The organism is Streptomyces sp. NPDC085481 (assembly GCF_044541845.1).
Classification (GTDB): domain Bacteria; phylum Actinomycetota; class Actinomycetes; order Streptomycetales; family Streptomycetaceae; genus Streptomyces.
This window is the reverse complement of sequence record NZ_JBITTJ010000001.1, coordinates 1188316-1214965: the sequence shown is the minus strand read 5'-3', so window position 1 is coordinate 1214965 and position 26650 is coordinate 1188316. Positions and strand designations below refer to the sequence as shown.

The window sequence follows — 26650 nt, the reverse complement described above, 5'->3', positions numbered from 1 at the left end:
TACGGCCACACAGGCTTGTCGGCACTCCCGTCACAGCGGCACCGGTACGGCACCGGGACCCGCGTGCGGGCCGGGGCGCGACAGCCGGGGACGGTCGGGGATCACCGGGACACCGGGAAGGGGCAGCGGGTTGACCACGCACGCACCACAGACGGCGCAGTCCGTGACGCTGCCTGCCTCGCTGGACGAGGCCGTGGCGGCGCTCACGGCCATGCCGGCCGCCGTTCCCGTGGCCGGCGGCACCGACCTGATGGCCGCCGTCAACCGCGGGCAGCTGCGCCCGGCCGGCCTGGTCGGCCTCGGCCGGATCAACGAGATCCGCGGCTGGCAGTACCAGGACGGCCACGCCCTGCTCGGCGCCGGTCTCACCCACGCCCGGATGGGCCGCCCCGACTTCGCGGCCCTCATCCCGGCCCTGGCCGCGGCCGCGCGCGTCGCGGGCCCGCCCCAGATCCGGAACGCCGGCACCCTCGGCGGCAACGTCGTGACCGCCGCGCCCACCGGGGACTCGCTGCCGGTCCTGGCCGCCCTGGAGGCCGAGCTGGTCGTCGTGGGCCCGATGGGCACCCGCGAGCTGCCCGTCAGCCACCTGCTGGCCGGGCGCGACCTGCTGGCCCCCGGCGAGCTGGTCGCCTTCGTCCGCGTACCGCTGCTGCACGCCCCCCAGGTGTTCCTCAAGGCCACCGGCCGCACCGGCCCGGCCCGCGCCAGTGCCTCCGTCGCCGTCGTCCTCGACCCGGCGCGGCGCGGGGTGCGCTGCGCGGTCGGCGCCATCGCGCCGATGCCGCTGCGGCCGCTGGAGGCCGAGCAGTGGATCGCCTCGCTGGTGGACTGGGACGGGGAGCGCGGGCTCGCCCCGGAGGCGCTGGCGGCGTTCGGCGACTACGTCGCCGCCGCGTGCATCCCGGACCCGCAGGGCGACGAGCAGTTGCCCCCGGCCGTACTGCACCTGCGGCGCACGGTCGCCGCGCTGGCCCGACGGGCACTGGGGAGGGCGCTGTCGTGAGCGACGAGGCACAGGGACAGGCAGAGGGACAGGGACAGGGGCAGGGCATGGGCGGCTGGGAGCCGATCCCGCAGAGCGAGGGCTACGACGGCGACGCCACCGCCTTCGTCCAGCTGCCGCCCGAGTTCATGCTGGAGGGCATCCCGCTGGAGGCCCCGGGCCACGGCTACGTGCCGCCCATGATCACCCCGCTGGTGCCCGCGGCGGGCACGGACCCGGGGGCCACGGGCTCGTGGATGGTGCAGGTGCCGGTGGCGGCGGAGCCGCCGCAGGACTTCGCGGAGGACTTCGGGGCGGAGCGCCCGCAGACGTTCGAGCAGGACTTCGCGGCGGAGGGCCCGCAGGAGTTCACCGAGGAGTTCACGCAGGAGTTCGCGTACGAGCCTCCGCGGGAGTTTCCGCAGCAGCAGACGGCTTCGTGGACGATTCCGACGATCGAGGACGGTTCGGACGTCCTGGACGACTCGGGCGAGTACACGGCGTCGAGGCTGGCCCGGTACGCGAGCGGCGCACCGGCGACGCTGCCGGGGGGCGCGGCGGCACCGTGGGCGGTGGGCGAGCCCGAGCCCGTACCCGTAGAGGAGCCGGAGCCCGGGCCCGAGCCCGTACCCGTATCCGTCTCCCTGGAGGAGCCGGACGCCTTTGAGGCGCCGGCGGCGGACCAGCCGGACCAGCTGGATCAGCCGGGGGAGCCGGATCAGCCGGTCCAGCCGGGGGAGCCGGCGCCGGTCGACCCGCCCACGGACATGCCGGCGGACCTGCCCACGGACATGTCGACGGACAGCGACGAGCACCCCCACACCTCCTACACGCTGCGCGTGAACGGCGCCGACCGCCCCGTCACGGACTCCTGGATCGGCGAGTCGCTGCTGTACGTCCTGCGGGAGCGCCTCGGCCTCGCCGGGGCGAAGGACGGCTGCTCGCAGGGCGAGTGCGGGGCCTGCAACGTCCAGGTCGACGGCCGGCTCGTCGCCTCCTGCCTGGTGCCCGCGGCGACGGCCGCGGGGTCCGAGGTGCGGACGGTCGAGGGCCTGGCCGTGGACGGCGAGCCGTCGGACGTGCAGCGGGCGCTGGCCAAATGCGGGGTGCAGTGCGGTTTCTGCATCCCGGGCATGGCGATGACCGTGCACGACCTCCTCGAGGGCAACCACGCCCCCACGGAGCTGGAGACCCGCCAGGCGCTGTGCGGCAACCTGTGCCGCTGCTCGGGCTACCGGGGCGTGCTGGACGCCGTACGGGAGGTCGTCACGGGGCGCGAGGCGGCCGCAGAGGCGGAGGCGGGCGACCGGCCCGCCGCCGCCCGTATCCCGCACCAGATTCCCCACCCGCACGACGGAGGCACGGCGTGACCAGCGAGACGACGACCACGGAGCCGGCCGACCTCACCGCGGGCTCCGGCGCCGGCTTCGGTCTCGGTCTCGGCGTCTCGCTCCCGCAGGCCGACGCGCGGGCGAAGACCGAGGGCACCTTCCCGTACGCCTCCGACCTGTGGGCCGAGGGCCTGCTGTGGGCGGCGATCCTGCGCTCCCCGCACCCGCACGCCCGGATCGTGTCGATCGACACGTCGGCGGCGGCGGAGATGCCGGGGGTACGGGCCGTGGTGACCCACGCCGACGTGCCCGGGGCGGCGACGTACGGCCGTACGGTCGCCGACCGTCCCGTGTTCGCCGCCGAGCTCGTACGCCATCACGGCGAGGCGATCGCGGCGGTCGCCGCCGACCACCCGGACACGGCGCGGCTCGCGGCCGCGGCCATCGCGGTCGAGTACGAACTGCTCGACCCGGTCACGGACCCGGAGAAGGCGTTCGCCGCCGAGCCCCTGCACCCGGACGGCAACCTGATCCGCCACATCCCGCTGAGCTTCGGCGACCCTGAGGCGGCGGGCGAGATCGTCGTGGAGGGCCTGTACCGGATCGGCCGGCAGGACACGGCTCCGGTCGGCGCGGAGGCCGCGCTGGCCGTGCCGCGCCCGGACGGCGGCGTGGAGCTGTACACGGCGTCGACCGACCCGCACACCGACCGCGACCTGGCGGCGGCCTGCTTCGGCCTGTCGCCCGAGCAGGTCAAGCTGGTCGTGACGGGCGTGCCCGGCGCCACCGGCGACCGCGAGGACCCGGGCTTCCAGATCCCGCTGGGCCTGCTCGCGCTGCGCACCGGCTGCCCGGTGAAGCTCACCGCGACCCGCGAGGAGTCGTTCCTGGGCCACGCCCACCGCCACCCGGCCCTGCTGCGCTACCGCCACCACGCGGACGCGGAGGGCCGGCTGGTGAAGGTGGAGGCGCAGATCCTGCTGGACGCGGGGGCGTACGCGGACTCGTCGTCCGAGTCCCTCGCGGCGGCGGTGGCCTTCGCCTGCGGCCCGTACGTCGTGCCGCACGCCTTCGTCGAGGGCTGGGCGGTCCGCACCAACAACCCGCCGTCCGGCCATGTGCGGGGCGAGGGCGCGATGCAGGTGTGCGCGGCGTACGAGGCACAGATGGACAAACTGGCGGGGAAGCTGGGCCTGGACCCGGCGGAACTCCGCATGCGCAACGTCCTGGCCACGGGCGACATCCTGCCCACCGGCCAGACGGTGACCTGCCCGGCCCCGGTGGCGGAACTCCTCTCGGCGGTACGGGACTTCCCCCTCCCGCCCCTTCCCATGGACTCCCCGGAGGAGGACTGGCTGCTGCCCGGCGGCCCGGACGGCGCGGGCGAGCCGGGCGCGGTACGGCGGGGCGTGGGCTACGCGCTGGGCATGGTGCACATGCTGGGCGCGGAGGGCACGGACGAGGTGTCGACGGCGACGGTACGGGTCCAGGACGGGGTGGCCACGGTCATCTGCGCGGCCGTGGACACGGGTTCCGGCTTCACGACCCTGGCCCGCCAGATCGTCCAGGAGACCCTGGGCATCGACGAGGTCCACGTGGCCCCCGTCGACACCGACCAGCCCCCGTCCGGCCCCGCGACCCACGGCCGGCACACGTGGGTGTCGGGCGGCGCGGTCGAACGCGCGGCCAAGATGGTCCGCACCCAGCTGCTCCAGCCGCTGGCCCACAAGTTCGGCATGTCGACGGAGCTGCTCCAGATCACCGACGGCAAGATCACCTCGTACGACGGCGTCCTGTCCACCACGGTCACCGAGGCCATGGACGGCAAGGAACTCTGGGCTACCGCCCAGTGCCGCCCGCACCCCACCGAGCCCCTCGACGAAGCGGGCCAGGGCGACGCCTTCGTGGGCCTCGCCTTCTGCGCGATCCGCGCGGTCGTGGACGTCGACGTCGAACTGGGCGCGGTGCGCGTCGTGGAGATGGCCGTCGCCCAGGACGTCGGCCGCATCCTCAACCCCGCCCAGCTGGCCACCCGCATCGAGGCCGGCATCACCCAGGGCGTCGGCGCCGCCCTCACCGAGAACCTCCGCACCTCCCGCGGCCTGGTCCGCCACCCCGACCTGACGGGCTACGCCCTGCCGACGTCCCTGGACGCCCCGGACATTCGCATCGTCAAACTCGTCGAGGAACGCGACGTCGTAGCCCCCTTCGGCGCCAAACCGGCCAGCGCCGTCCCGGTCGTCACCTCCCCGGCCGCCGTGGCCTCAGCAGTCCGCGCCGCCACCGGACGCCCCGTCAACCGCCTGCCGATCAGGCCGCAGGCGGCGGTGGTCGTACCCAATTCGTAACCATGTGAGTTGCGTTGCGTGTGCAACCCGGAGGTGCGCGCTGTCCGTCGTCTTGACTACCATGCAGTTCAGACTTGTCGAACGGGGAGGCGACGATGGCGGAGGCGAAGGACGGCGGCGGCGGGGGCGGCATCCCGTTCATCCCGCCGGTGTTCGGTGGCGTGGCCGGTGCGGCCGTGGCCGCGACCAATCTGGTCGTCGAGCTCGGCGAAATGGACAACCTCAAGAAGCGGGTGGACAAGCTTCTCGAGGACTTCGGCACGTCTCAGGGCGGCCCGAAGAAGATCGGTGAGGACTGGCTGGACAAGACCGGCCTCGGTGGACCCGGTTTCAAGGAGGCTGACTTCCTCTTCGGGTCGTACGGAGAAGTGCGGCGTGAACTGCTGAAGTTCTCGAAGGTGCTCGAACTGCAGATGGAGAGCATGAAGCTCGCGATCCATGCCACGCAGAACGGGTACCAGACCATCGACGACGACATCCGCGCGAAGATGAAGCGACTGAACGCGGAGATCGCTGCCATGCAGGGGACGAAGCCGGACGGTCAGGACACGGGCACGCACGGCATGGGCGGCAAGAGCGAGCGCCCGGTGTCGCAGGAGTCGCCGAGCGGCTCCAAGGACGACCACGGCGACTTCTAGTGGACGCAGTGGACACGGACTTTCGAGATCGAAACGGGGGACGAAGCGAGTGAGTGGCAAGCGTGAAACTCCGAAGCCTGAGGAGACACCGCTCGAGGGCCTGAGCAACGAGCAGTTGCTCGCGATGCTGACCCCGCTGAACAAGAGCAGGGCGGACCTGCTCTCGCAGAAGCTCACCTCCGTGGGCAGCGAGATCACGGCCATCGGCAACGAACTGCGGCTTCGCGCCGGCCTGCTGCGGTGGGAGGGCGAGGGCGCGGACGCCTTCCGCGAGTGGACCGGGGCCACGGGTCTCGCCACCCTGCGGCTCGGCGAGTACGCGACGAAGGCGGGCGCCTGCCTGAGCGACGTCTCGCAGGCGATCTCCGAGGCGAGCAGCGGCGTGGAAGGCCTGGCCAAGGCGAGCGCCGGTGCGAAGACGAGCTACGCCAACGCCCAGAAGACCCTGCACGCTGCGAACCACGACCCCGACGCGGGCAAGAACGCGGCGAAGGACGCTTCCGCGGACATGGCGGCGGCGGCCACGACGCGTGAACGCACGCGCATCGAGGCGATGATGAAGCTGCGCAGCCTGGGGCAGACGTACACCCACTCCGGGACGCAGATCAACAACCAGCCGATGCCGGAGTTTCCGCCGCCGGCGGGGTACCTGGGGAACGCCTGGGTCATGCCTCAGGACTACAAGCAGGTCCCGAGCGGGACGACCCGTACGACGCGGTCCACGGGCACGAGTGACACGACCGGTGGACGCTCCCGGACGACCGGCAGCACCGAGGACTCTGTCGTGAGGCCCACCGATACCGGAACGGTCAAGCCGAGCGTCCCGAACGATCGGGGCGTGGTCGTTCCCGACAAGGACATCGACCTGGGCATCGACGGCATCACGATCACCCCCGAGAAGCCGACCACGCCGACGGGGCCGACCGGCACCGTCCCGCCGAAGACCGACGGTCCGACCACCACCTATCCCAACGTGATCTCCACGGTCCCGCCGACCTACCCCAGTGGTGGCGGTTCGCAGCGTGGCACCGTGCCGCCGTCGCTTGGCGGCGGTGGCGGGAAGAACATGCCCGGTGTGCGCGGCATCACGGGACCCATGACGACCGGTCCCCATGGAACGGCGGCCCCGCGTATGCCGCGTGAGACCGGCATCACCGGTGGCCGTGCCGTTCCCTCGGCCGGAGGCCGCACGACCGGTATTCCGCGAAGCACCGTGATCGGCACCGAGGGTGGTGGGCAGGGGCGCGGTCCCATGGGCGGCGGCACGATGAGCCCCACCGGACCTGGTGGCGGCCAGGGCGGTAACGCCGCTGGGCGTCGCCTGGCCACCGAGACCGGAGGTGTGGTGGGCGGTCGCGCCGCGCAGCGCCCCGGTCAGGCCGGCGGACGTCCCTTCACCCCCGGCGGCACCGGCCTCGTCCGCGGAGCGCAGCCCGGTTCGGGCGGCGCGGGACAGGGCCGTCCGGTCGCTGGTCCGGTGCACGGTGCGCGTACGGGAGAGGGTCAGGACGAAGAGCGACGTGGTGAGCGTCCCGACTACCTGACCGAGGACGAGGAGACGTGGCAGCAGGGCAGCCGCCGCGTCGTCCCGCCGGTCGTCGACTGATCTCGTAGGCAAGGACTCGGAGAAGCGCATGCGTACCAGCAGTGGACGGGCCATCGGTTCCGGTTCCCTCGTGGCGACGACGATGGCCCTGACACTGCTGGGCATCGGCGCGATACCCGCCCACGCGGAGTCCGTGCGCGATCAGCAGTGGCATCTGGATGCCATGCACGCGGACGAGATGTGGAAGGTCAGCAGGGGCGAGGGCGTCGTCGTCGCCGTCCTCGACTCAGGCGTGGACAAGTCCATTGCGGATCTGCGCGGTCAGGTGCTGCCGGGCAAGGACTACTCACTGCTGGACGGCGACGAGAACAACGACATCGACAACCACGGCACCGGTATGGCCGCCTTGATCGCCGGAACCGGAGCGCGGGGGGCCGTACAGGGATCGTTCGGACTCGCGCCCAAGGCGAAGATCCTTCCCATCCGCATCCCGTACAACGAAGAGCGCTGGGCGACGAAGAAGAGGGTGAAGGAGAGCTTCTCCCAGAGCATGGCGACGGCGATCCGCTACGCCGCCGACACCGACGCACGGATCATCAACATCTCCGTGGCAAGCCCCCGGCAGCCAGGACCGGAGCTTGCCGAGGCGGTCAAGTACGCGCTGTCCAAGAACAAACTCATCTTCGCGGGTGTGGGCAACGAGGCCGACGCGGGGAACCAGGTCGAGTACCCGGCTGCCACCCCAGGCGTCGTCGGCGTCGGCGGTGTGAACAACAAGGCCGGTTGGTGGTCGAAGTCCCAGACGGGACCGCAGGTGGACCTCGCTGCGCCCGCGGAGAACATCACCAACGCCTGCACCGGTGGCACGCAGCTCTGCGAGGGCAGCGGCACCAGTGCGGCCACCGCTCTCGCCTCCGCCTCCGCCGCCCTCATCTGGGCCGAGCACCCCGACTGGACCAACAACCAGGTCCTCCGCGTCATGCTCAACACCGCGGGCAAGCCGAAGAGCGGAAAGGACAGGACGGACACCATCGGCTACGGAGCCGTCCGCCCCCGCGTCGCCCTGACCAACCCCGGCGATCCCGGCCCCGCCGACGTCTACCCGCTGCCGGACCTCGCTGCCGCCGAGGCGTCCGCCTCGCCGTCGCCCTCGACATCTGCGAGCGCGTCGGCCGCCCCCGCCCCGACAGCCGACGCCAAGCAACCGCCTGCTGCTGCCTCCCCCGACGAAGGCGGCAACACCGGGCTGTGGATCGGCCTGGGAATCGGCGCTGCTCTCTTGATCGGTGGGGCCGTGGCCGCGGTCGTCGTCCGTTCGCGGCGTCGTCACACGGTTCCGCCCATGCCCCCGGTCGCGCCCGCAGCGCCGCCGTACCCGCCGTACGGCCAGCCGCAGCAGCCGCCCATGCCGTACGGACCGCCGCCGGGTCCCGGACAGGGCTGACCGGTCGCGGTCGTTCCACTCGGTCTCGCTTGCCAGTGGGGGCGAATTCTCGCCTTTATCGTCGCCGGTGCGCTGCGCTGCCCGTGTCTGCCGTCCGCGCGATGTTCGTTGCCTACGCGACCGGTTGGAGTCGGGAGAGGCGAGAGCCGGGGTGTGTCGCTGTCCGCTGTTCAGGGCCGTAGCGATGGCGGGTGCTGAGGCCTGGCGAGAATGGGTGCGGAAGGATCATTGCACTTGCTTACGAACTGCGTTGGGCATGTAGCGTCGCCTAGCGCAGTGACGGAGATGCAAGGCAGACAAAATCGGGGGAGTGTCGTGTCCGAGGTGACGCAACCGCAGAGTCTTCAGCAACTGGTTCAGTACGAAGGGAATGTGAGGGCCTCCTCCGAGCCCGGGATGCGGCTCGCGGGGCTGGCTCCGGAGCCCGGGGGGTCGGGTGGGGGGAGTGCGGACCTCAAGCAGAGCGAGGGGCCGTGGACGCACGCCGCCGGGGCCGTGGTGGAGCTGCGGTCGGACACCAACGCGAGTCTCGGTCAGCTGGAATCCGCGCACAGCGGGGTGGACACCAACACCGAGGGGCTGGAGACCACCGCCGCGCTCAGTGCCGTGCTCTACTCCTGGCAGCAGCGGCTGAAGACCGTGCGCGACGAGGCCGGGAATCTGGAGACGCCACTGCGGCAGGTGGCCAAGGACCACGGAGAGCTCGAGAACCGGCAGCGGGCGAAGTTCTCGGCGCTCGCGCCCACGCCCGCGACGGGCGACTCCGGCGCACACAAGGCCGGTGAGTGACCGTCATGATGTCGATGCAGGAGCTGAGGGACCTCAAGCTCGGCGAGCTCGTCGAGGCCGCCCGCGGTTGGAGCGAGGTCAGCAAGAGCTCGTACCGGTCCCGCAAGCGGATCGACAACGACGTGGTACCGAAGCTGACGGATACCACCAAGGGCATGTCCACGTCGATGGCTGCGTACCGGCTCGGCCGGCTCGGGCGGAACTACCAGTACATCCATACCGAGTGCGGACTGCTCCAGGCCGCGCTGAGCGGGCTCGCCGAAGAGCTGGTCGGCCCGCAGCAGAAGCTGAAGAACGCGCTGGCCGACGCCGAAGCGCTCGGGTTCACCGTGCACCCCGACGGGTCCGTGAGTTATCCGGCCGCCGAAGGGAAGTACGACGGCAAAGAGGTCCCCGGTGACACCACGCGGCGCAGTGACGGCGGGTTCTTCGGGCACATGGTGGACGGCGTCACGGCCCAGATGAACGCCAACCCGCACGCCGCCCGCGCCCAGGACATCGCCGACGCGATCGGCAGCGCATTGTCCGAGGCCCGTTCGATCGACGGCCAGTATGCCGAGGCCGTACGCCGGCTCAAGGCCGAGCAGGGTCTCGACATCACCGAGAACACTTGGGCCGACGTCAACAAGGACAGCCAGGCCGTGCACGGCGCGGCCGACGACGTGCTCAAGGACGACATCCCCACCGAAGGTACGCCTGCCGAGCGCAAGGCCTGGTGGGACAGCCTCAGTGAGGAGCAGCGGATCGCGTACATGGCGGTCTACCCGGAGACCGTCGGCAATCTGGACGGCATCCCCTCTCTCGCCCGCGACGAGGCCAACCGCGCCTACCTTCCGCAACTCATCGGCAAACTCGGCGACCAGGGCGACGAGGCGTCGGCGACGAAGCTCGCGGGGCTGCGGGGTATCCAGGACAAGCTGAGCATGGCCAGCGAGCCTCCCATGCTCCTGCTCGGCATCGGGGATCAGGGCAACGGCCGTGCCATCGTGGCCTTCGGCGACCCGGACACTTCCAAGAACGTCTCGGCGTACGTGCCGGGCCTGGGGACGAAGCTCGACGGAGGCTTCGCCGGCGGTACGGTGCAGCGGGCACTCGACACCGCGCGTGGTGCCCGCAAGATCGACCCGTCGAGTGCGTCCATCGTCTGGCTGGGCTACGACGCCCCTCAGGACGTCGACGTCATGTCGAGGGAGGACGCGGAGCGTGGCGCCCCGGCGTACAACGCCTTCATGGCCGGCCTGAGCACGACGAACACCTTCGCCGATCCGCACATCACGGCCATCGGCCACTCCTACGGCTCGCTCACGGTGGGCACAGCCGCCCAGTTGGGGGACGGCATTCCGGGAGCCGACGACATCATCCTTGTCGGCAGCCCGGGTGTGGGTGCCGAGCGTGCCGAGGACCTCCAGGTCGGCAAGGAGCATGTCTTCGTGGGTGCGGCGGACAACGACATCGTCACCAAGCTGCCCTCGCAGGGCGAGAGCAAGATGGCCATCGGTGGCACGGCGGTCGGCGGAGTCGCAGGCACTCTTCTCGGGGGGCCGGTGATGGGTACGGTCGTGGGCGGCGTCACGGGCGGGTTGGTCGGGTACGGGGTCGGTGAGACGTTCGACCGGGGTCATGACGACCTGTACTTCGGCAAGGATCCGGCGAGTGAGGCGTTCGGCGCGAACCGCTTTCGGACCGAGGACGGGCCCGAGCTCATCCGGGAGCGGTTCCCCGACGTGTGGAACAGCGAGGCGGGAATCGAAGCCCACTCCAACTACTTCACCCCCGAGAAGGACCGGATCTCCGCGCAGAACATTGCGGCGATCGTCGCCGGAGAGCCCGGCAAGATGATTCCGGAGGCACGTCGATGAAACGGAGAGGTCTCGCCGCGATGGGCCTCGTCATGCTCCTCGCGGGCTGTTCCACCATGGGCGGCGGACAAACCGGTTCAGGGGACAAGGAGAAGCCGAAGATGAACATGCAGCAGGCCGCCGAGCAGGCCGACCGGATCCTTGACGAGACGATGGCCGCGATCGTTCCGCCCGTGCAGTGGACCCACCGGGCGACCATGCCGGGGACCTGCTCCACGGACCGCGCACGGACCGTGATGACCATCATCTCCGAGGAGCGGCGCACCGCGTTCCTGGGGCTGGTGGACCGGCACTGGAAGGGCAAGGGCTACACGTTCCGTGCGGCGAGTGTGGACAAGCTGTCCGCTCACTACCTCACCCCGGACGGCTTCCAGCTCGAGGTTCTCATCGGGTGGAAGGGGCAGGCCCATTTCGAGGTGACCACTCCCTGTGTGGAGAAGTCCGACGTTCTGCCTCCCGCCACGCCGCCGAACGGACCCGACTACAGCAAGCAGCCGCCCACTGCACCGAACGTGGAATCCGACTTCTGGTCCGCGCATTCGACCGCGCCGTCATCGGGCTCGTGACCAATGCGAGTGACCGTACGGACGGCCTCAAGTAGATGAGTCCTCGCGCAGGAGCGGTTGCGATGGTCGCGGCAGCCGCCGTGCTGGTCACCGGATGCGGCTCCGCAGCGGATGGGACGGACGGTGGGCTGCCGGCGGCGGGGTGAGCCGAATCCGCATGCCGCCCGCGCTCAGAACGTCGGCATGGCCGTGATCTTGCCCTTGCTGATCAGGAACACGCGGTTGCCCGCGCCGGTCATCGCCCAGGGGCCCGTGTTGTCGCGTTCGTAGGTCCAGAGGCGTTTGCGGTCGGGCCTGGAGAGGCCTGAGACGCCGGAGTCGCCGTTGTCGGCTTCGGCGACCCAGATGCAGTCGCCCTGGATGACGGGGGGCTGGGCGGCGGGGAAGCGGCTGTTCAGGTTGACGTACCAGAAGCTGTCCTGGCTGCCGTCCTTGGCGAAGCGGCGGACCGCGCTGCCGTCCGTCGCGGTGACGGAGTCGGCGTCCAGGCCGGGTGGGCCCCAGGTGTACGTGGGCTTCTCGGACCAGAGCTGCTTGCCGGTGGAGAGGGTGATGCCGGTGAGGGTCTTGCCGCCTAGGTAGACGGTGTCGTTGTCGACGGCCGGCTGGAGGGTGCCCGACGACTGGCCGCGGATCTCCCAGGCGCCGCGGCCGGTCGCCGTGTCCAGGACCGTGACGTGGCCGTCGGAGCCGGAGAGCACGAAGTGGTCCTGGCCCACGGCGGCGAGCGGGCCCCTCGTGTCGGTGACGCGCTCGGTGGACGCGACCGTCCAGCGGATCCTGCGTTTCGCGATGTCGATGCACCGCAGCTTCCCCTTGGTGGTGAGGACGTAGACCGCCGCGGGCTCCGCCGCCAGCAGGAAGGCGACCTCGGCCTCCGGCAGTGACCACATCTCCTCGCTCGTGGACGCGTTGTGGACGACCATCCGGCCCGATTCGTCGGCGGCCACGAACTCGTCCGTGTTGAGGCGGAGGTGGCGGGCCGTCTTGGAGAGGCCCGGCAGGGTCCACTTCGTCGTGCCGTCGACGACCTTCAGCGCGGTGAGGCCGCGGTCCCGGGCCGGGAAGATCACCACGTCCCGCAGGACGACGGGTGGCGGCAGCGGGCCCGTCGCGGCGGCGTCGACCGGACCCCACAGGGGGGTCGGGCGGATGCCCGCGTTCGCCTGGTCGAGGAGGCGGGCCTCCGGTGCGTCGCCGGCCGGCGGCAGCGCGTCCTCCTGGCGGCTCCGGAGCCACCACGCGGTGCCCCCGCCGCCGGCCACGAGGAGGGCGCCGCCCGCTCCCCAGGCAGTGAGGAAGCGGCGCCGGCTCGGGGCGGCGGCCGCCATGACGGTCGCGGTGGCGGCCGAGGTGTGCCGCCGGATCTCCGCCTCCCGCCGCTTCACCTCCTGGTGCAGCGCCCCCCGGCGCCAGACGTCGCGGGCCTTCCGGTCCGGCGCGAAGGCCTGGGCGACCTGCTCCGGCGTGGGGCGCAGCTCCGGCTCGCGGTGGAGGCAGGGGGCGACCAGGAGGTGGAGGGCGGGCGGCAGGGCCGTGAGGTCCGGCTGCTCGTGCACCACCGCGTACTGGACGGCCGCCACGTGCGGGCCGTCGTAGGCGCGCCGGCCCGTCGCCGCGTACACGAGCACCGCGCCCAGCGAGAAGACGTCCGCGGATCCGGTGACCCGCCGGCCGAGCACCTGCTCGGGGGCGCCGTAGCCGGGGGTGACCGGGATCTGGCCGGTCGTGGTGAGGGTGAGGCCGTGCTCGGGGCGGGCGATGCCGAAGTCGATGACCCGGGGCCCGTCCGAGGTGAGCACGATGTTCGCCGGCTTGACGTCGCGGTGCACGAGTCCCGCCGCGTGGATGTCCCGCAGCGTCTCGCCGAGCGCCGCCGCCAGCGCCCGTACCACCTGCTCGTCGAGCGGGCCGTGCTGCGTGACGGCCTGCTCCAGGGTGGGGCCGGCCAGGAACTCCGTGGCGATCCAGGGCCGCCCGCCCTCCAACTCCGCGCCGAGGACCCGCGCCACCCCGCGGCTCGTGACCGCCTGGGCGGTGTGCGCCTCGCGTACGAAGCGCTGGGCGAGGTTCTGGTCGTGGGCGAGCTCGGGGCGCAGCACCTTGACGGCGGCGGGCCGGCCGTCCGTTCCGACGGCGAGGTAGACCTTGCCCATGCCGCCCTCGCCCAGGACGCCGAGCAGACGGTACGGCCCGAGGCGCAGCGGGTCACCGAAGCCGAGGGGGTCCATGGGGTGTCACGTCCTGTCGTGGTCGCGGGTGGCGGGTCGGGGGTCCGGGGTTGCGGGTGGCGGGTTGCGGGTCCGGGGTCGCGGGTGGCGGGTGGCGGGTCGGGGGTCCGGGGCTGCGGGTGGCGGGTTGCGGGTCCGGGGTTGCGGGTGGCGGGTGGCGGGTCGGGGGCGCGGGTCGGGGCCTGCGGGGCGTGGGCCGGGTGCGGCCGGTCAGGTGGGGCGGGCCGCGGTCGCGGTCACTTGAGGGGGAGCCCGATGAGGAACCTGGTGCCGACCGCGAAGATCCGGCCCTCCCCCTTCGGCTGCGGCCGCGCCAGCAGGTGGTCCGCGTCCGTCTGGTACACCCAGGCGCGGGCGTGGCTCTTCAGATCGACTGCCGCGAGGCCGAGTTGGCTCCGGTAGTAGAGGTACCGGCTGCTCACGGCGAGTGCCTGGTCCGAGTGGTCCAGCGCCGGGTTGTCGGCCGGCGGCTTCTCCTGCCAGAGCTTCGTCCCCGAGGCCGTGTCGACGGCGTACGCGCCGTTCTCCACCACCGCGTAGACCGTCCCGTTGCCGAGAACGGGGCAGGAGAAGAGGTCGTTCTTCGAGACGCGTTCCCGCCACGCGCTGGTGCCGTCGCTGAGCCGGAACGCCGAGAAGTCGGAGCCGCCCGTGTACAGGTACGTGTCGTCCAGGCAGGGCTGGTTCAGGGCCGCCGTCTTCGGCGGCATGTCGATGTCCTTCTGCCAGCGCGTGACGCCGGTCCTGGTGTCCCGGGCGATGATCCGGGTCGTGTTGTCGTAGTCGTTGTCGCTCTCGAAGGTGATGAGCCGGTCGCCCCGCACCGCCGAGGCCGCGACCAGCCGCGTGTCGTTCTTGTCGGGGTTGCTCATCGCCGTGCGCCACACCTCCTTGCCCGTACGGGTGTCGACGGCCACGAGATGGTGCGAGGTCAGCGCGTCCTGGACGCCGCTCCCGCCCGTGACGTACGCGATGCCGTCGGCCACGCACAGCAGCTGCGTCGCGCGCATGTTGGCGTTGAGGCCCTTGACGGTGATGCCGGGCTTCCGCAGCTCGAACCGCTTGGTGTCGACCGTGTGCACCGTCAGGTCGAGACGGTCCGCGTCCGGCTTCCGCGGGACGACGTAGACCGTGGTGTCGTCCGCGACGACGGTCCACGGTGTGGTCTCGACCGAGCAGACCCCGGCGACCTTGCCGGACGTGACGTCGCTGAACACCACGCCCCCGCCCGCGACCAGGGCGACCTGGTCGCCGACGGCCATCGGGAAGGCGCGCTCGTCCTTCTCCGGGGTCGACATCTCCTGGCTCCACAGCGCGTTCGGGGCCTTGCCCAGCACGGGACCCGTCGGCGGCTTGGCCCCGGGCTCGGGCTCCTTGCCCTGCCACGCCCATACGCCGGCCCCCACCCCCGCCGCGGCGAGCACCACGCCGCCGCCCAGGGCCAGGAACCCGCGACGCGACACGCCGGTACGGCGGGGCAGGTCCGCGACCGCCGTCTCCGCGTACGGATCCTCCGCCGGTGCCGGCAGGCGGGGCGGGTGGGGGTGCCAGACGTCGGTGGCACGGCGGGCGATGGCGGTGAGGAGGGGGGCCGGGAGGTGGTCGGCGAAGTCGCCGTGGCCGTCGTGGAGGTGGGCGATCAGGGTCGCCGTCGTCGGGCGTGCCGCGGGGTTTTTCGAGAAGCAGGCGGTCAGGAGGGGGTGGAGGGACGGGGGGAGTGCGGACAGGTCCGGGTCGGCGTAACGGACGCGGTAGAGGAGGTCCGCCGGGGCGCCGGAGCCGAAGGGGCCGTGGCCCGTGGCCGCGAACAGCAGGACGCCCGCGAGGGCGAACACGTCGCCCGCCGGGGTGTGTTCCTGGCCCGAGGCCTGCTCCGGGGACATGTAGGCCGGGGTGCCGGCCGCCGCGCCCGTGGTCGTCAGGCGGTCGTCGCCGGCCGCGCGGGCGATGCCGAAGTCGATGAGCTTCGGGCCGTGCGCGGTGACCAGGATGTTGGAGGGCTTCAGGTCGCGGTGGACCACGTCCGAGGAGTGCAGCTGCTGTAGCCCCCCGGCGAGTGCCGCGCCCAGCGCGCGGACGGTCGGTTCGGGGAGCGGGCCCGCCAGGGCGACCGCGTCGTCCAGGGGCGGGCCCAGGACGTACTCGGTGGCCAGCCACGGGGTGTCCGCGAGCGGGTCCGCGTCGAAGACGGCCGCGCCGTGGCGGTCGCCGATGATGCGCGCCGCGTCCGTCTCCAGCCGGAACCGGGTACGGAAGGCCTGGTCCGCGGCCAGCCGGGCGTGGAGCGTCTTCAGCGCGACGGTGCGGCCGCCCGGCGTGCGCGCCAGATAGACCGTGCCCATGCCGCCGGAGCCCAGGCGGGCGAGCAGCTGGTACGCGGCGATGGCCGACGGGTCGTCGTGGGTCAGGGGGGAGAGCATCGGTCAGTTCCCGGGGGTTTCCGGCAGGTTGGCGGAGAGGAGCGCCGCCGACTGGCGGGCCAGCGCCGCCACCACGCGGGCCGGCAGCCAGCCGGGCGTCAGCAGCGAGGCGGCCGAGCCGAGCACCGTCTCGTGCGGGGTGGGCGGTGCGAGGGAGGGCAGCAGTTCGGCGGCGGCCGGGCGGTTCGCCGGGTCGCGGGTGAGGCAGGCGGTGATCGTGGGGCGCAGGGCGGGCGGGAGCTCGGAGCGCTCGGGGACGGTGTGACCGGTCGCGGCGTACGCGAGGACTGCGCCCAGGCCGTAGACGTCGCTGGGGCTGGGGCTGGGGCTGGGGCTGGGAGTGGGGGCGGGCGTGGGGGTTGCGCCTCCCAGCACGTACGTGTCGCCCGGCGGGGTGGTTCCCCGTCCCAGCACGTATGTGTCGCCCGGCGGGGTGGTTCCCCGTCCCAGCACGTATGTGTCGCCCGGCGGGGTGGTTCCCCGTCCCAGCACGTACGTGTCGCCCTGGGGCGCGCCTCCGGTCGCGTACGCCTCGGCCCGCGGTCTCGGCAGGCCGCTCGCCGCCGCCTCCGGGGCCAGGGCCCCCCGGTCCACCTGGTCCGTCGTGCGGGCCGCGCCGAAGCAGGTCAGGCGGGGGCCGTCTGCGGTGAGGAGGACGGCCGCCGGGGTCACTCCCGCGTGCGTGACGCCCTGGGCGTGCAGGGCGGCCAGGGTTTCCGCGAGGGCCGCGCCGATGACGCGGACCGTTCCCTCGGGCAACGGGCCGCCGTGGACGGCCAGGGCGACGGGAAGGGGGAGGGCGGGGACGTACGGGGTGGTGAACCAGACGTCCGCGGCCCCGGGCGCCCCGCCGATCTCCGTCACCGGGAACGTCCACGGCGCCGCCAGCCGTTGCGCCGCCTCCGCCTCCGCGCGGAACACGGCCGGGTCGGTGCCCTTCAGCGGGGTCGTCAGGAGCACCGTGCGGTCGCCCGACTCGGCGCGGGCCACGAAGCGGTGGCAGGGGAGAGGGGAGGTCTGCTGGTCCCGTGGCGGGTCCAGACGTGTGATGAGGCGGTACGGCCGTTCCACTTGCGAATCCCCCTGTCGTCCCCCTGAGCAGGGAGAGCCTACTCAACCGTGCCCGGCCGTCCGGACGGTGGGCCGGTCGTCCGTTTCCGGCGAGGATGGTGGGGGATGGGTGCATCTCTCGACGTTCTTCCGTTGCGAACGGAAATGATGTGTGAGTGGCTCGTGAAGATTGCGGGTGGGTGGGCATTTGCCCGCCATCTCGGGCTCAACTGCCCTGCGCTGAACTAGTCTTGATGCATTCCGATGCTTGACACGCTTGCTGCTGTGAAGCCGATGAGGCCGCAATCGCACGGGGGGAACATGTCGTTCGACGAAGAGTGGGCGAGTGCGCGGGCGACGGCGGTCCTCCACCAGGAATCTGCCATGCGCCTCAACCAGCTCCCGGCCGACGGCGGCGGTGGCGGCGGGTCCGGGGCCGGCTCCGGCAAGAAGCTGCACGTCGACTCGGGTGAGCTGCGCGGACGGGCCGGCAAGGCCGACACCGTACGGACCGACTTCGCCAAGGCCGACGACGCGGCGGCGAAGGAGACCGGCGACGTCGCGGCCGGACTGAAGGGCTTCCGGTCCGCGCCCGCCTTCAAGACCTTCACCACGCGCTGGAGCGCGCAGATGAAGTACGTCGACGGGCTGTTGGCCAACGGTGTCGCCGGAGCCCTGCGCGAGTCGGCCGCCGAGTTCGACGCGCGCGAGCGTACGGAGAAGGCACGGCACGGCAAGGGCGCCGGCAACACCGGCAGCGACCGCAACCTCGCTTGAGTGATCGGGGAGAACCCGCAGCATGCTCGACTACAAGACGCTCCTCGACGCCGACCTCGCCCCGCTCTCCGAGGCCGTCGGGAAGTGGGCGAAGGCGCCGGAGGAGTTCCGCAAGGCCGGGCGCCTGTACGACAACACCGTCGCCAACGGCCTGGCCGAATCCGACTGGAAGGGCGAGACCGCCGAGGCGGCGCTCGACAAGGTCGCGCTCGTCGGCAAGCAGATCACGGCCGCGGGGGACGAGGCCGACGACGTGCACCGGCTGCTGAGCGACGCGTACCACGTCTTCTCGCAGGCCCAGTCGAAGCTGAAGACCATCAGGAGCGACATCGAGAAGGACAAGTACCTCTCGATCAAGCCGGACGGGGAAGTGTGGTTCGACCCGCCGGAGGACACCCCGAACGAACACCTGGCCTCCCTCAACAAGGGCTACCAGGAGACGATCCAGGCCTACCGCACCAGCATCCGCAACCAGGTCACCGCGGCCCAGGAGGCCGACGACGCGCTGTACTGGGCGCTGAGCCAGGACTACAACGGGCGCGGCCAGGGCTTCGACTCGAACACGTACAACAGCATCAAGGGCGCCCAGGCAGGCAAGGAGCAGGCCGACAAGGACCGCGACGCGCTCATGGACCTGGCCGGTACGAAGCGGCCGTACACGCTCGACGAGATCAAGCGGATCAACACGCTGCTCGCCCGGCACGAGGGCGACCCCTACTTCGCGGAGCGGTTCGCCACCGGGCTCGGACCGAAGAAGACCCTGGAGTTCTGGACGCGCATCGCCGACCGCCGGCAGTTCGGCGACGACATGACCAAGGAGTCGGCGAAGATCCAGAAGAGCCTGGGCTACACCCTCGCCACCGCCTCGCACTCGACCAGCCCCGCGATGGCGGGCTGGAAGAAGGACATGATCGCGCTCGGCGACGACCGGGTGGAGATGATCGACATGGAGCGCGCCACCATCGACAAGGGGCCGTACGGCTACCAGGTCATGAGCAGCCTCATGCGCAACGGCGAGTACGAGAAGGACTTCCTCAAGGACTACGGCAAGAGCCTGATCGACTTCGAGAAGTCCCACAAGGGGACGGACCCGAAGCGGCTCTGGCAGCCGGACGGGTACGAGACCTACCTGAACTTCGGGGCCGGTACGGATCACGGGCTCGATCCGGTGGCGGGGTACATGGAGGCGCTGGGGCACAACCCGGATGCGGCGAAGGAGTTCTTCGCTTCCAGCGACTGGGACGCCAAGGACAAGAGGCTCGAAGCCATGGACCCGGACCTCAAGTACCTGATGACGGACCGGAAATGGCCCGACATGATCAACAACAAGGGCAGTGAGGACTTCGACGAGCTGGGGCACGCCCTGGAGGCGGCGACGCTCGGTGTTCCGTACGACCAGCCCGAGCTCGGACTGCGCCGCGACGACACGACGGCGAACGTCACCGAGCAGGTCATGAAGTACGTCGGCTCCGAGCCCAAGTATCTCGAGGACCACAAGGGTCTTGGCGACAGCTTCGGCAAGATCGGTGCCGGCTACATCGACGACCTCGACTGGGCCTCGTCCAACTTCGGCAACGCCTACACGGGACAGGGCCTCCGCGACTCGGCCTTCGGCCATGAGGGCCCCGGGCACATCGACCTCCGGGATTCGACTGCGGCCTCGTTCCTCGCCGTGGCCGGCGGAGACGAGGACGGATACAAGATTCTCTCGATGGCTCAGCAGGAGTACACCGCGAGCGGCCTGCGCGCCCATCCCAAGCCGGACGGCGAGGTAGCCCAGATCCTGGAGACGGGCTCCAAGATGCAGGGCATGTTCGACCAGGCGCGTGCCAACGAGATTCACGCTCAGTTCGGCGAGGCCACCAAGGAGGCCGAGCGGAAGCTCGCCGAGGCGGCGGAGTGGAAGAAGTTCGGGGTCGGGGCGGCCGTGGCGGTGGGCGTCGGCGCGGTGGCCTTGCCCTTCGCCGGTGCCGCGGCCGGTGGTGCCGCGGTAGCCGCCTTCGCCGTACCGCAGGTGGCTGGGGCGGTGGCCGGGGCCGGCATGACGCAGTTCGGCATCGACATCAACCGGGAGCTGGAGAAGAACGGCCCGGACTTCTCCGCCAAGGAGCACATGAAGCTGGAGGAGTTCTCCAGCCTGGGCACGGCCCGTGCGGTCTCGCCGCTGGACGCCTACATCCGCGCGAATCACCTGGAGGGGACGGAATGGGCCCGGGAGATTCACAGCACGGTAGAGACCAAGTACAACGACGGCAGCGACGCCATCACTCGGGTCACGCCCGATCCGAAGTCGTGACGGCGAGGCGGTACACATGACGGTGAGGCGGTACGGAGCGGAGCGCCGCGCTCGCGGGGCGGCGGCTGGGGCGCTGGTGCTGGTCCTCGCGCTGGCGCTCACGGCGTGCGGGGGCGACTCCGGCGACGGTGCTGACGTGGCCAAGGAGACGATTCCCGCGACCCAGGTGTGCGGGGGGCTCTCACCCAAGGCGGCTCGGGCGCTGGAACAGATCTCGGAGACCGAGAAGTTCGAGGATCGGTACTACGACTCCGCGGACACGCTCAAGGCGCGCCTGCACGATGCCGATCGACGGGGAGGTGACAAGCCGGCGACCTGCGTGATCAAGCCGGATGTCGCCGACCCCGACGAGAGCCCCTCGAAGATGACCGTGATCTTCGAGGAGGTGGAGCGCGTACCCGCCCCTCAGCCCCCGGCCGTCGCTCTGACGACCCTCCCGGTCGGCCTGCTCGCGGAAGGCGACGACGCGCAGGCGGACCTGTGGTTCGCCTGCGAGGTCCCAGGGGTCGGCAAGCCGGTCGTCCACGGGCAGCTCCTGTACGGGAACCGGCCACGGGACCTGGATCCGCGGGAAGCCAACCTCCGGGTCCTCCAGGACCTGTCGCACCGGCTCGCGCTCGCCATGGGCTGCCCGCGGGCCGGTGACGTTCCGGCCTACTGACGGGGCCGGGAGCGGGAGAAGGGGCGCCCCCGTGATCGGGGCGCCCCTTCTTCGTGCGGTTCCTCTTGGAGACCGTGGCGGGAATCGAACCCACGTAACTCGCTTTGCAGGCGAGCCCCTCAACCACTCGGGCACACGGTCGTGGTGGCGACGGGTACGACGTTAGGCGGGGGCCGGGGGCGGCTCAAGGGCTGCCGGGGGCGTGCAACACGACTGCCATACGCCGTTCACGGTGGGGCGGGAGGCGTACGACCAAGGGACCAGAACGGACCCTTCTCGCGACAGGGGTCAATCATGAAAACGGCCCTTACTCTGTTCGCATGAGCGCCCTCGAATCGCGCGACTCCGATGTCGCACCGCCCTCCGCCGCCGCGGCCGCCACCACCGGCGGCGGCTCCGTGCTCGATCGTGAGCACCGGGCGCTGAGCATCGGCGTGGTGTCCGTCGTCCTGCTCGTCGCCTTCGAGGCCACGGCCGTCGGAACCGCCATGCCCGTCGCCGCCCGTGAGCTGAACGGGGTCTCCCTCTACGCCTTCGCCTTCTCCGCGTACTTCACCACCAGCCTCTTCGGCATGGTCCTGTCCGGGCAGTGGTCCGACCGGAACGGGCCGCTCGCCCCGCTCGCCAGCGGTATCAGCGCCTTCGCCGCCGGGCTGCTGCTGTCCGGGACGGCCGGCACCATGTGGCTGTTCATCCTCGGCCGGGCCGTCCAGGGGCTCGGCGGCGGGCTCGTGATCGTCGCGCTGTACGTCGTCGTCAGCCGGGCCTACGCGGAACACCTCAGGCCCGCGATCATGGCCGCCTTCGCGGCGGCGTGGGTGGTGCCGTCCGTGGTCGGGCCGCTGGCCTCCGGGACGATCACCGAGCACCTGGGGTGGCGGTGGGTCTTCGTGGGCATACCTGCGCTCGTCGTCTTTCCGCTCGCGCTCGCGCTGCCCGCGATCCGCCGTACCGCCTCCGGGCCCGCGGACCCCGGCGCGCCCCTTCCGCCGTACGACCGCAGGCGGCTGCGGCTCGCCCTCGCCGTCTCGCTCGGTGCGGCGCTGCTCCAGTACGCCGGGCAGGAGCTGCGGTGGTTCTCGGTGCTTCCGGCCGTGGCCGGGGCGGCGCTGCTCGTTCCCGCTGTGCGGGGGCTGTTGCCGCGCGGCACGTACCGGGCCGTGCGAGGACTGCCGTCCGTGGTGCTGCTGCGTGGGATCTCCGCCGGGGCGTTCATCGCCGCCGAGTCCTTCGTGCCGCTGATGCTGGTCACGCAGCGGGGGCTCAGCCCCACGCTCGCCGGGCTCTCGCTGGCCGTCGGGGGGCTGACGTGGGCGCTGGGTTCGTACGTGCAGTCGCGGCCGCGTACGGAGCCGTACCGGGAGCGGCTGATGGTGGTCGGGATGGTGCTCGTCGCGGCGGCGATCGCGGCGGCGCCCAGTGTGCTGATCGAGGCCGTGCCGGCGTGGATGGTGGCGGTTGCCTGGGCCTTCGGGTGCTTCGGCATGGGGCTGGTCATCGCCTCCACCAGCGTGCTGCTGCTCAAGCTCTCGGCGCCGGAGGAGGCGGGGGCGAACTCCGCGGCCCTGCAGATCTCGGACGGGCTGTCGAACGTGCTGCTGCTGGCCGCCGGGGGCGCGGCGTTCGCCGCGCTCGGCGGGGGTGCGGTGGGCCGTGCGGCGGCCGGGGCGACGGACGCGGCCGGCGTGGGCTCGCATCCCGCGGCCTTCGCGGCGGTCTTCCTGCCCATGGCCGCCGTCGCGGTGGTCGGGGCCTGGGTCGCCACACGGCTGGAGGCGCGAAGCGCGTAGGTCCCTGTGGAGGCCGGGGCCGGGGCAGGGGCCGGGCGCGGGATCAGGGGCCGGGTGGGGTCCGGAGCGGGGCCGGGGCCCGGGCCGGGGCCGCGGGCGGGTGTTGGGACCGGGGCCGGGGGCCCTCGCGCCTCGCGTCGTCGGGTCCGAAACCGTTCGCCGGAGTTGGCGTGCGGTGCCTAAGGTCGGGCTCATGAATCGGTCCGTTTCCCTGTTCGTCGGTGAGGAGATCGCCGACCTTGCCGATGCCCGTGGTGTTTCCGTCGAGGACCTCGTCGGTGAGGCCGTACAGCGGTATGTCGGCCTTGAGGCCGAGGCCGTACGGAGTGAAGCCGTGCGGCTCGCACAGCGGCATGCCTCGTTGCTGAGGAGGCTCGGGCAATGAGCGGCAGTCGGTTTCTCACCGTCACGGAGGTTGCCGAGATCGCTCGGATCGCCTTCACCGGGGACGGTGTTCCGGAGCTGAGGGCGCCCGGGCTTCTCGAGTCCGCCGTGCATCGGCCGCGGGCCCGGATGTTCGGGGAGAGCGCGTACGGCGATCTCCACGAGCAGGCGGCCGTGCTGCTGCACGGGATCGCCGCCAACCATCCCTTCGTGGACGGGAACAAGCGTGCCGCCTGGTTGGCCGCCGTCGTGTTTCTCGCGGTCAACGGGGTCGATCTCGGAGACGTCGATCTTGATCGGGCGTATGAGCTGGTCATCGGGGTGGCCGGGGGCGAGTTGGGGGACATTTCGGTCATCGCGGAGCGGCTGAGGGGGTTGTGAGGACCGTCTCATGGTGGGGCGGCGCGGGGGCGTTCGGGCGGGGGTGCGAGGGTCGCACCGGTAAGGTGGCCCGGTTGTCATATCTGGACGAGCGTCGAACCGGAGATCGTGACTACTACCGCCTCCTCCTCCCATCACCTCTCTCCCGCCTTCCCCGGCCGCGCCCCCTGGGGCACCGCCAACAAGCTGCGAGCCTGGCAGCAGGGCGCGATGGAGAAGTACATCCAGGAGCAGCCTCGTGACTTCCTCGCGGTCGCCACGCCCGGCGCCGGCAAGACCACCTTCGCGCTGACCCTCGCGTCCTGGCTCCTGCACCACCACGTGGTGCAGCAGGTCACCGTCGTCGCGCCCACCGAGCACCTCAAGAAGCAGTGGGCGGCGGCCGCGGCGCGGATAGGGATCAAGCTCGATCCCGACTACAGCGCCGGGCCGCTCAGCAAGGAGTACGACGGGGTCGCGATCACCTACGCCGGTGTCGGCGTGCGGCCCATGCTCCACCGCAACCGCTGTGAGCAGCGCAAGACCCTCGTCATCCTCGACGAGATCCACCACGCCGGAGACTCCAAGTCCTGGGGCGAGGCCTGTCTGGAGGCGTTCGAGCCCGCCACTCGGCGGCTTGCCCTGACCGGTACGCCCTTCAGGTCCGACACCAACCCCATTCCCTTCGTCACCTACGAAGAAGGGAATGACGGGATCCGGCGGTCTTCGGCGGACTATACGTACGGCTACGGAAACGCCCTCGGGGATGGCGTCGTCCGGCCCGTCATCTTCCTGAGCTACAGCGGCAACATGCGGTGGCGCACCAAGGCCGGGGACGAGATCGCCGCGCGCCTCGGCGAGCCCATGACCAAGGACGCCGTCTCCCAGGCCTGGCGCACCGCGCTCGACCCGCGCGGTGACTGGATGCCCAACGTGCTGCGCGCCGCCGACCAGCGGCTGACCGAGGTCCGGAAGTCCATTCCCGACGCGGGTGGGCTCGTGATCGCGTCCGACCAGGACTCGGCGCGGTCGTACGCCAAGCTGATCCGCGAGATCACGGGGAGCAAGGCGACCGTGGTCCTGTCCGACGACGCCGGGGCGTCCAGCCGGATCGACGAGTACAGCGACAACGACGACCGCTGGATGGTCGCCGTCAGGATGGTGTCGGAGGGCGTCGACGTTCCGCGGCTCGCGGTCGGGGTGTACGCCACCACCATTTCGACGCCGTTGTTCTTCGCGCAGGCCGTCGGGCGTTTCGTGCGATCGCGAAGGCGTGGCGAGACCGCGTCCGTGTTCCTTCCCACCATTCCCTCTCTTCTCGGGTTCGCCAGTGAGATGGAGGTCGAGCGCGATCACGTGCTCGACCGGCCGAAGAAGGAGGGCGAGGACGACCCGTACGCCGAGTCCGAGAAGGAGCTCGCGGAGGCGGAGAAGCAGCAGGACGAGGACACCGGCGAGCAGGACATGCTGCCCTTCGAGGCGCTGGAGTCCGACGCCGTCTTCGACCGGGTGCTCTACAACGCCGCCGAGTTCGGCATGCAGGCCCACCCGGGCAGCGAGGAAGAGCAGGACTACCTCGGCATCCCCGGGCTCCTCGAGCCCGACCAGGTACAGCTGCTGCTGCAGAAGCGGCAGGCCCGGCAGATCGCGCACAGCCGTAAGAAGCCCGACACCGAGGCCGATCTGCTGGAGCTTCCGGCGGAACGGCGGCCCGTCGTTTCCCACAAGGAGCTGCTCGAGCTGCGCAAGCAGCTCAACACGATGGTCGGTGCGTACGTCCACCAGAGCGGTAAGCCGCACGGCGTGATCCATACCGAGCTGCGCCGGGTGTGCGGCGGGCCGCCGAGCGCCGAGGCCACGGCCGGGCAGATCCGCGAGCGGATCAAGAAGGTGCAGGAGTGGGCCACCCGGATGCGGTGAGCCGGGGTCGTGGAGGAACGGCCGAGTCCGGGCGCCGGATGCGGTGAGCCGGGGCGGTGGAGGAAGGCCCGAGTGCGGACGCCGGATGCGGTGAGCGGTCCGGACGAAGGAGGGCGGGCACGAGGCCCGTACGCGTGGGGTGGGCGTACGGGCCTCGCTCGTCCCGCGAGGACCGGCCCCCACGGCAGGCCTCGCGCACCGTCCACGCTACGGGGCCCGGCGGGCCTGTCTTGTCCGCCAAAGTCCCCTGTTCGGCCGACTTAGGTCCCGAACCGCCCGTATCCGGTCGCACGCGCCCGGATTCTGGACGAGGTCTTCCGCTGAGCGGAGCGGCTCGCTACTGTCCCGGCTCAAGCAAACGCCCCGTGGCAGCGCCGCCGCGGAGCGCAGCCGGTGTACCCCGTCCTGCCGGCGGCCTCTGACGTGCGTCGCCGATGGGACCGGTGTCGCAGCTCTCGTACGAGTCCGCTGTCACTCACTCCGAAGGAGAGGGCGTCGTGACCGCGGAGACCTCCCAGACGCTCGACCGGGGACTTCGAGTCCTCAAACTGCTCGCCGACACCGACCACGGCCTGACCGTCACCGAGTTGTCCAACCGACTCGGCGTGAACCGGACCGTCGTCTATCGTCTGCTCGCCACGCTCGAACAGCACGCCCTCGTCCGCCGGGACCTGGGCGGCCGCGCCCGGGTCGGCCTCGGCGTGCTCCGGCTCGGCCGCCAGGTGCACCCCCTGGTGCGGGAGGCCGCGCTGCCCGCGCTGCGCTCGCTCGCCGAGGACATAGGGGCGACGGCCCACCTGACCCTGGTCGACGGGGCGGAGGCGCTCGCGGTCGCGGTCGTCGAACCGACCTGGACCGACTACCACGTGGCCTACCGGGCCGGCTTCCGCCACCCGCTGGACCGTGGGGCGGCCGGCCGCGCGATCCTCGCCGCCCGGCAGGGCGAGCTCATCGAACCGGGCTTCACCCTCACCCACGGTGAGCTGGAAGCCGGCGCGAGCGGCGCGGCGGCCCCCTTGGTGGGCGTGACCGGGATCGAGGGCAGCGTGGGCGTGGTCATGCTCGCGGACGCCGTTCCGGAGCGGGTCGGGCCGCGCGTGGTGGACGCGGCACGGGAGGTCGCCGACGCGTTGCGCTAGTCCGTGTCTCGCCGATCCTGCCGATCCTGCCGATCCTGCCGATCCCGCCGATCCCGCCGATCCCGCCGATCACGCCGATCACGGCGATCCTGACGGGCTCCCGGCGCGGGGCCTGT

General features: G+C 71.6%; 19 protein-coding genes and 1 tRNA gene. 16 read left to right on the top strand and 4 right to left on the bottom strand.

Annotated elements, in window-relative coordinates; translation table 11 throughout:
- Positions 1-130 precede the first annotated feature (130 nt).
- The 9 genes from ACIGEZ_RS05565 to ACIGEZ_RS05525 all read left to right on the top strand — a co-directional run bounded on the left by ACIGEZ_RS05565 (position 131) and on the right by ACIGEZ_RS05525 (position 11506).
- Complete coding sequence (locus ACIGEZ_RS05565; RefSeq protein WP_399826005.1) at positions 131-1006, top strand: FAD binding domain-containing protein; 876 nt, start codon at positions 131-133, stop codon at positions 1004-1006.
- The gene (locus ACIGEZ_RS05560; RefSeq protein WP_399826002.1) at positions 1003-2355 is read left to right on the top strand and encodes a 2Fe-2S iron-sulfur cluster-binding protein; all 1353 of its coding nucleotides are present in this window, start codon (positions 1003-1005) and stop codon (positions 2353-2355) included. The genes ACIGEZ_RS05565 and ACIGEZ_RS05560 overlap by 4 nt, the downstream gene beginning before the upstream one ends.
- Complete coding sequence (locus ACIGEZ_RS05555; RefSeq protein ID WP_399825999.1) at positions 2352-4664, top strand: molybdopterin cofactor-binding domain-containing protein; 2313 nt, start codon at positions 2352-2354, stop codon at positions 4662-4664. Before ACIGEZ_RS05560 ends, ACIGEZ_RS05555 begins: the two co-directional genes overlap by 4 nt.
- Positions 4665-4759: 95 nt before the next feature.
- Positions 4760-5302, top strand: coding sequence for a hypothetical protein (locus ACIGEZ_RS05550; protein ID WP_399825998.1), 543 nt, complete (start codon positions 4760-4762; stop codon positions 5300-5302).
- A gap of 49 nt (positions 5303-5351) precedes the next feature.
- Positions 5352-6908 (top strand): hypothetical protein, encoded by a 1557-nt coding sequence (locus tag ACIGEZ_RS05545; RefSeq protein WP_399825995.1) that lies wholly within the window; start codon positions 5352-5354, stop codon positions 6906-6908.
- A gap of 28 nt (positions 6909-6936) precedes the next feature.
- Positions 6937-8292 (top strand): type VII secretion-associated serine protease mycosin, encoded by a 1356-nt coding sequence (mycP, locus tag ACIGEZ_RS05540; protein ID WP_399825993.1) that lies wholly within the window; start codon positions 6937-6939, stop codon positions 8290-8292.
- Positions 8293-8664: 372 nt separating this feature from the next.
- A complete protein-coding gene (locus tag ACIGEZ_RS05535; protein ID WP_399825991.1) occupies positions 8665-9081 on the top strand; it encodes a hypothetical protein in 417 nt (138 codons plus the stop codon).
- A gap of 5 nt (positions 9082-9086) precedes the next feature.
- The gene (locus ACIGEZ_RS05530) at positions 9087-10940 is read left to right on the top strand and encodes an alpha/beta hydrolase (RefSeq protein ID WP_399826241.1); all 1854 of its coding nucleotides are present in this window, start codon (positions 9087-9089) and stop codon (positions 10938-10940) included.
- Entirely contained in the window at positions 10937-11506 is a 570-nt protein-coding gene (locus tag ACIGEZ_RS05525; protein WP_399825990.1) for a hypothetical protein, read from the top strand. The genes ACIGEZ_RS05530 and ACIGEZ_RS05525 overlap by 4 nt, the downstream gene beginning before the upstream one ends.
- Before the next feature lie 170 nt (positions 11507-11676).
- Here the strand turns inward: ACIGEZ_RS05525 and ACIGEZ_RS05520 are convergent, their stop codons facing one another.
- The 3 genes from ACIGEZ_RS05520 to ACIGEZ_RS05510 form a co-directional block, all read right to left on the bottom strand.
- Complete coding sequence (locus tag ACIGEZ_RS05520) at positions 11677-13737, bottom strand: protein kinase (RefSeq protein ID WP_399825987.1); 2061 nt, start codon at positions 13735-13737, stop codon at positions 11677-11679.
- Between the two features lie 236 nt (positions 13738-13973).
- Positions 13974-16157, bottom strand: a complete 2184-nt coding sequence (locus tag ACIGEZ_RS05515) for a protein kinase (protein ID WP_399825985.1) — start codon at positions 16155-16157, stop codon at positions 13974-13976.
- Positions 16158-16160: 3 nt separating this feature from the next.
- Positions 16161-17228, bottom strand: coding sequence for a serine/threonine protein kinase (locus ACIGEZ_RS05510; protein ID WP_399825982.1), 1068 nt, complete (start codon positions 17226-17228; stop codon positions 16161-16163).
- Positions 17229-17528: 300 nt separating this feature from the next.
- Here ACIGEZ_RS05510 and ACIGEZ_RS05505 point away from each other — a divergent pair, with 300 nt between their 5' ends.
- The 3 genes from ACIGEZ_RS05505 to ACIGEZ_RS05495 are packed head-to-tail and all read left to right on the top strand — an operon-like array spanning position 17529 to position 20941.
- Positions 17529-17984 carry a hypothetical protein gene (locus ACIGEZ_RS05505; RefSeq protein ID WP_399825979.1) on the top strand — a complete coding sequence of 152 codons (456 nt, stop codon included), beginning with the start codon at positions 17529-17531 and terminating at the stop codon, positions 17982-17984.
- 22 nt (positions 17985-18006) lie between these two features.
- Entirely contained in the window at positions 18007-20280 is a 2274-nt protein-coding gene (locus ACIGEZ_RS05500) for a DUF6571 family protein (RefSeq protein ID WP_399825976.1), read from the top strand.
- A gap of 16 nt (positions 20281-20296) precedes the next feature.
- Positions 20297-20941, top strand: a complete 645-nt coding sequence (locus ACIGEZ_RS05495) for a hypothetical protein (protein ID WP_399825973.1) — start codon at positions 20297-20299, stop codon at positions 20939-20941.
- 66 nt (positions 20942-21007) lie between these two features.
- Here ACIGEZ_RS05495 and ACIGEZ_RS05490 read toward each other — a convergent pair.
- Positions 21008-21082 (bottom strand) — tRNA-Cys (locus tag ACIGEZ_RS05490).
- Positions 21083-21261: 179 nt separating this feature from the next.
- Between ACIGEZ_RS05490 and ACIGEZ_RS05485 the strand changes: the two genes are divergently transcribed.
- The 4 genes from ACIGEZ_RS05485 to ACIGEZ_RS05470 all read left to right on the top strand — a co-directional run bounded on the left by ACIGEZ_RS05485 (position 21262) and on the right by ACIGEZ_RS05470 (position 26534).
- Complete coding sequence (locus tag ACIGEZ_RS05485) at positions 21262-22731, top strand: MFS transporter (protein ID WP_399825971.1); 1470 nt, start codon at positions 21262-21264, stop codon at positions 22729-22731.
- Between the two features lie 381 nt (positions 22732-23112).
- Complete coding sequence (locus tag ACIGEZ_RS05480) at positions 23113-23496, top strand: type II toxin-antitoxin system death-on-curing family toxin (protein WP_399825968.1); 384 nt, start codon at positions 23113-23115, stop codon at positions 23494-23496.
- A gap of 108 nt (positions 23497-23604) precedes the next feature.
- The gene (locus ACIGEZ_RS05475; protein ID WP_399825965.1) at positions 23605-25395 is read left to right on the top strand and encodes a DEAD/DEAH box helicase; all 1791 of its coding nucleotides are present in this window, start codon (positions 23605-23607) and stop codon (positions 25393-25395) included.
- Between the two features lie 497 nt (positions 25396-25892).
- Positions 25893-26534: a helix-turn-helix domain-containing protein gene (locus ACIGEZ_RS05470; protein ID WP_352080204.1), complete on the top strand. Its 642-nt coding sequence runs from the start codon at positions 25893-25895 to the stop codon at positions 26532-26534.
- The last annotated feature ends 116 nt before the right edge of the window (positions 26535-26650 follow it).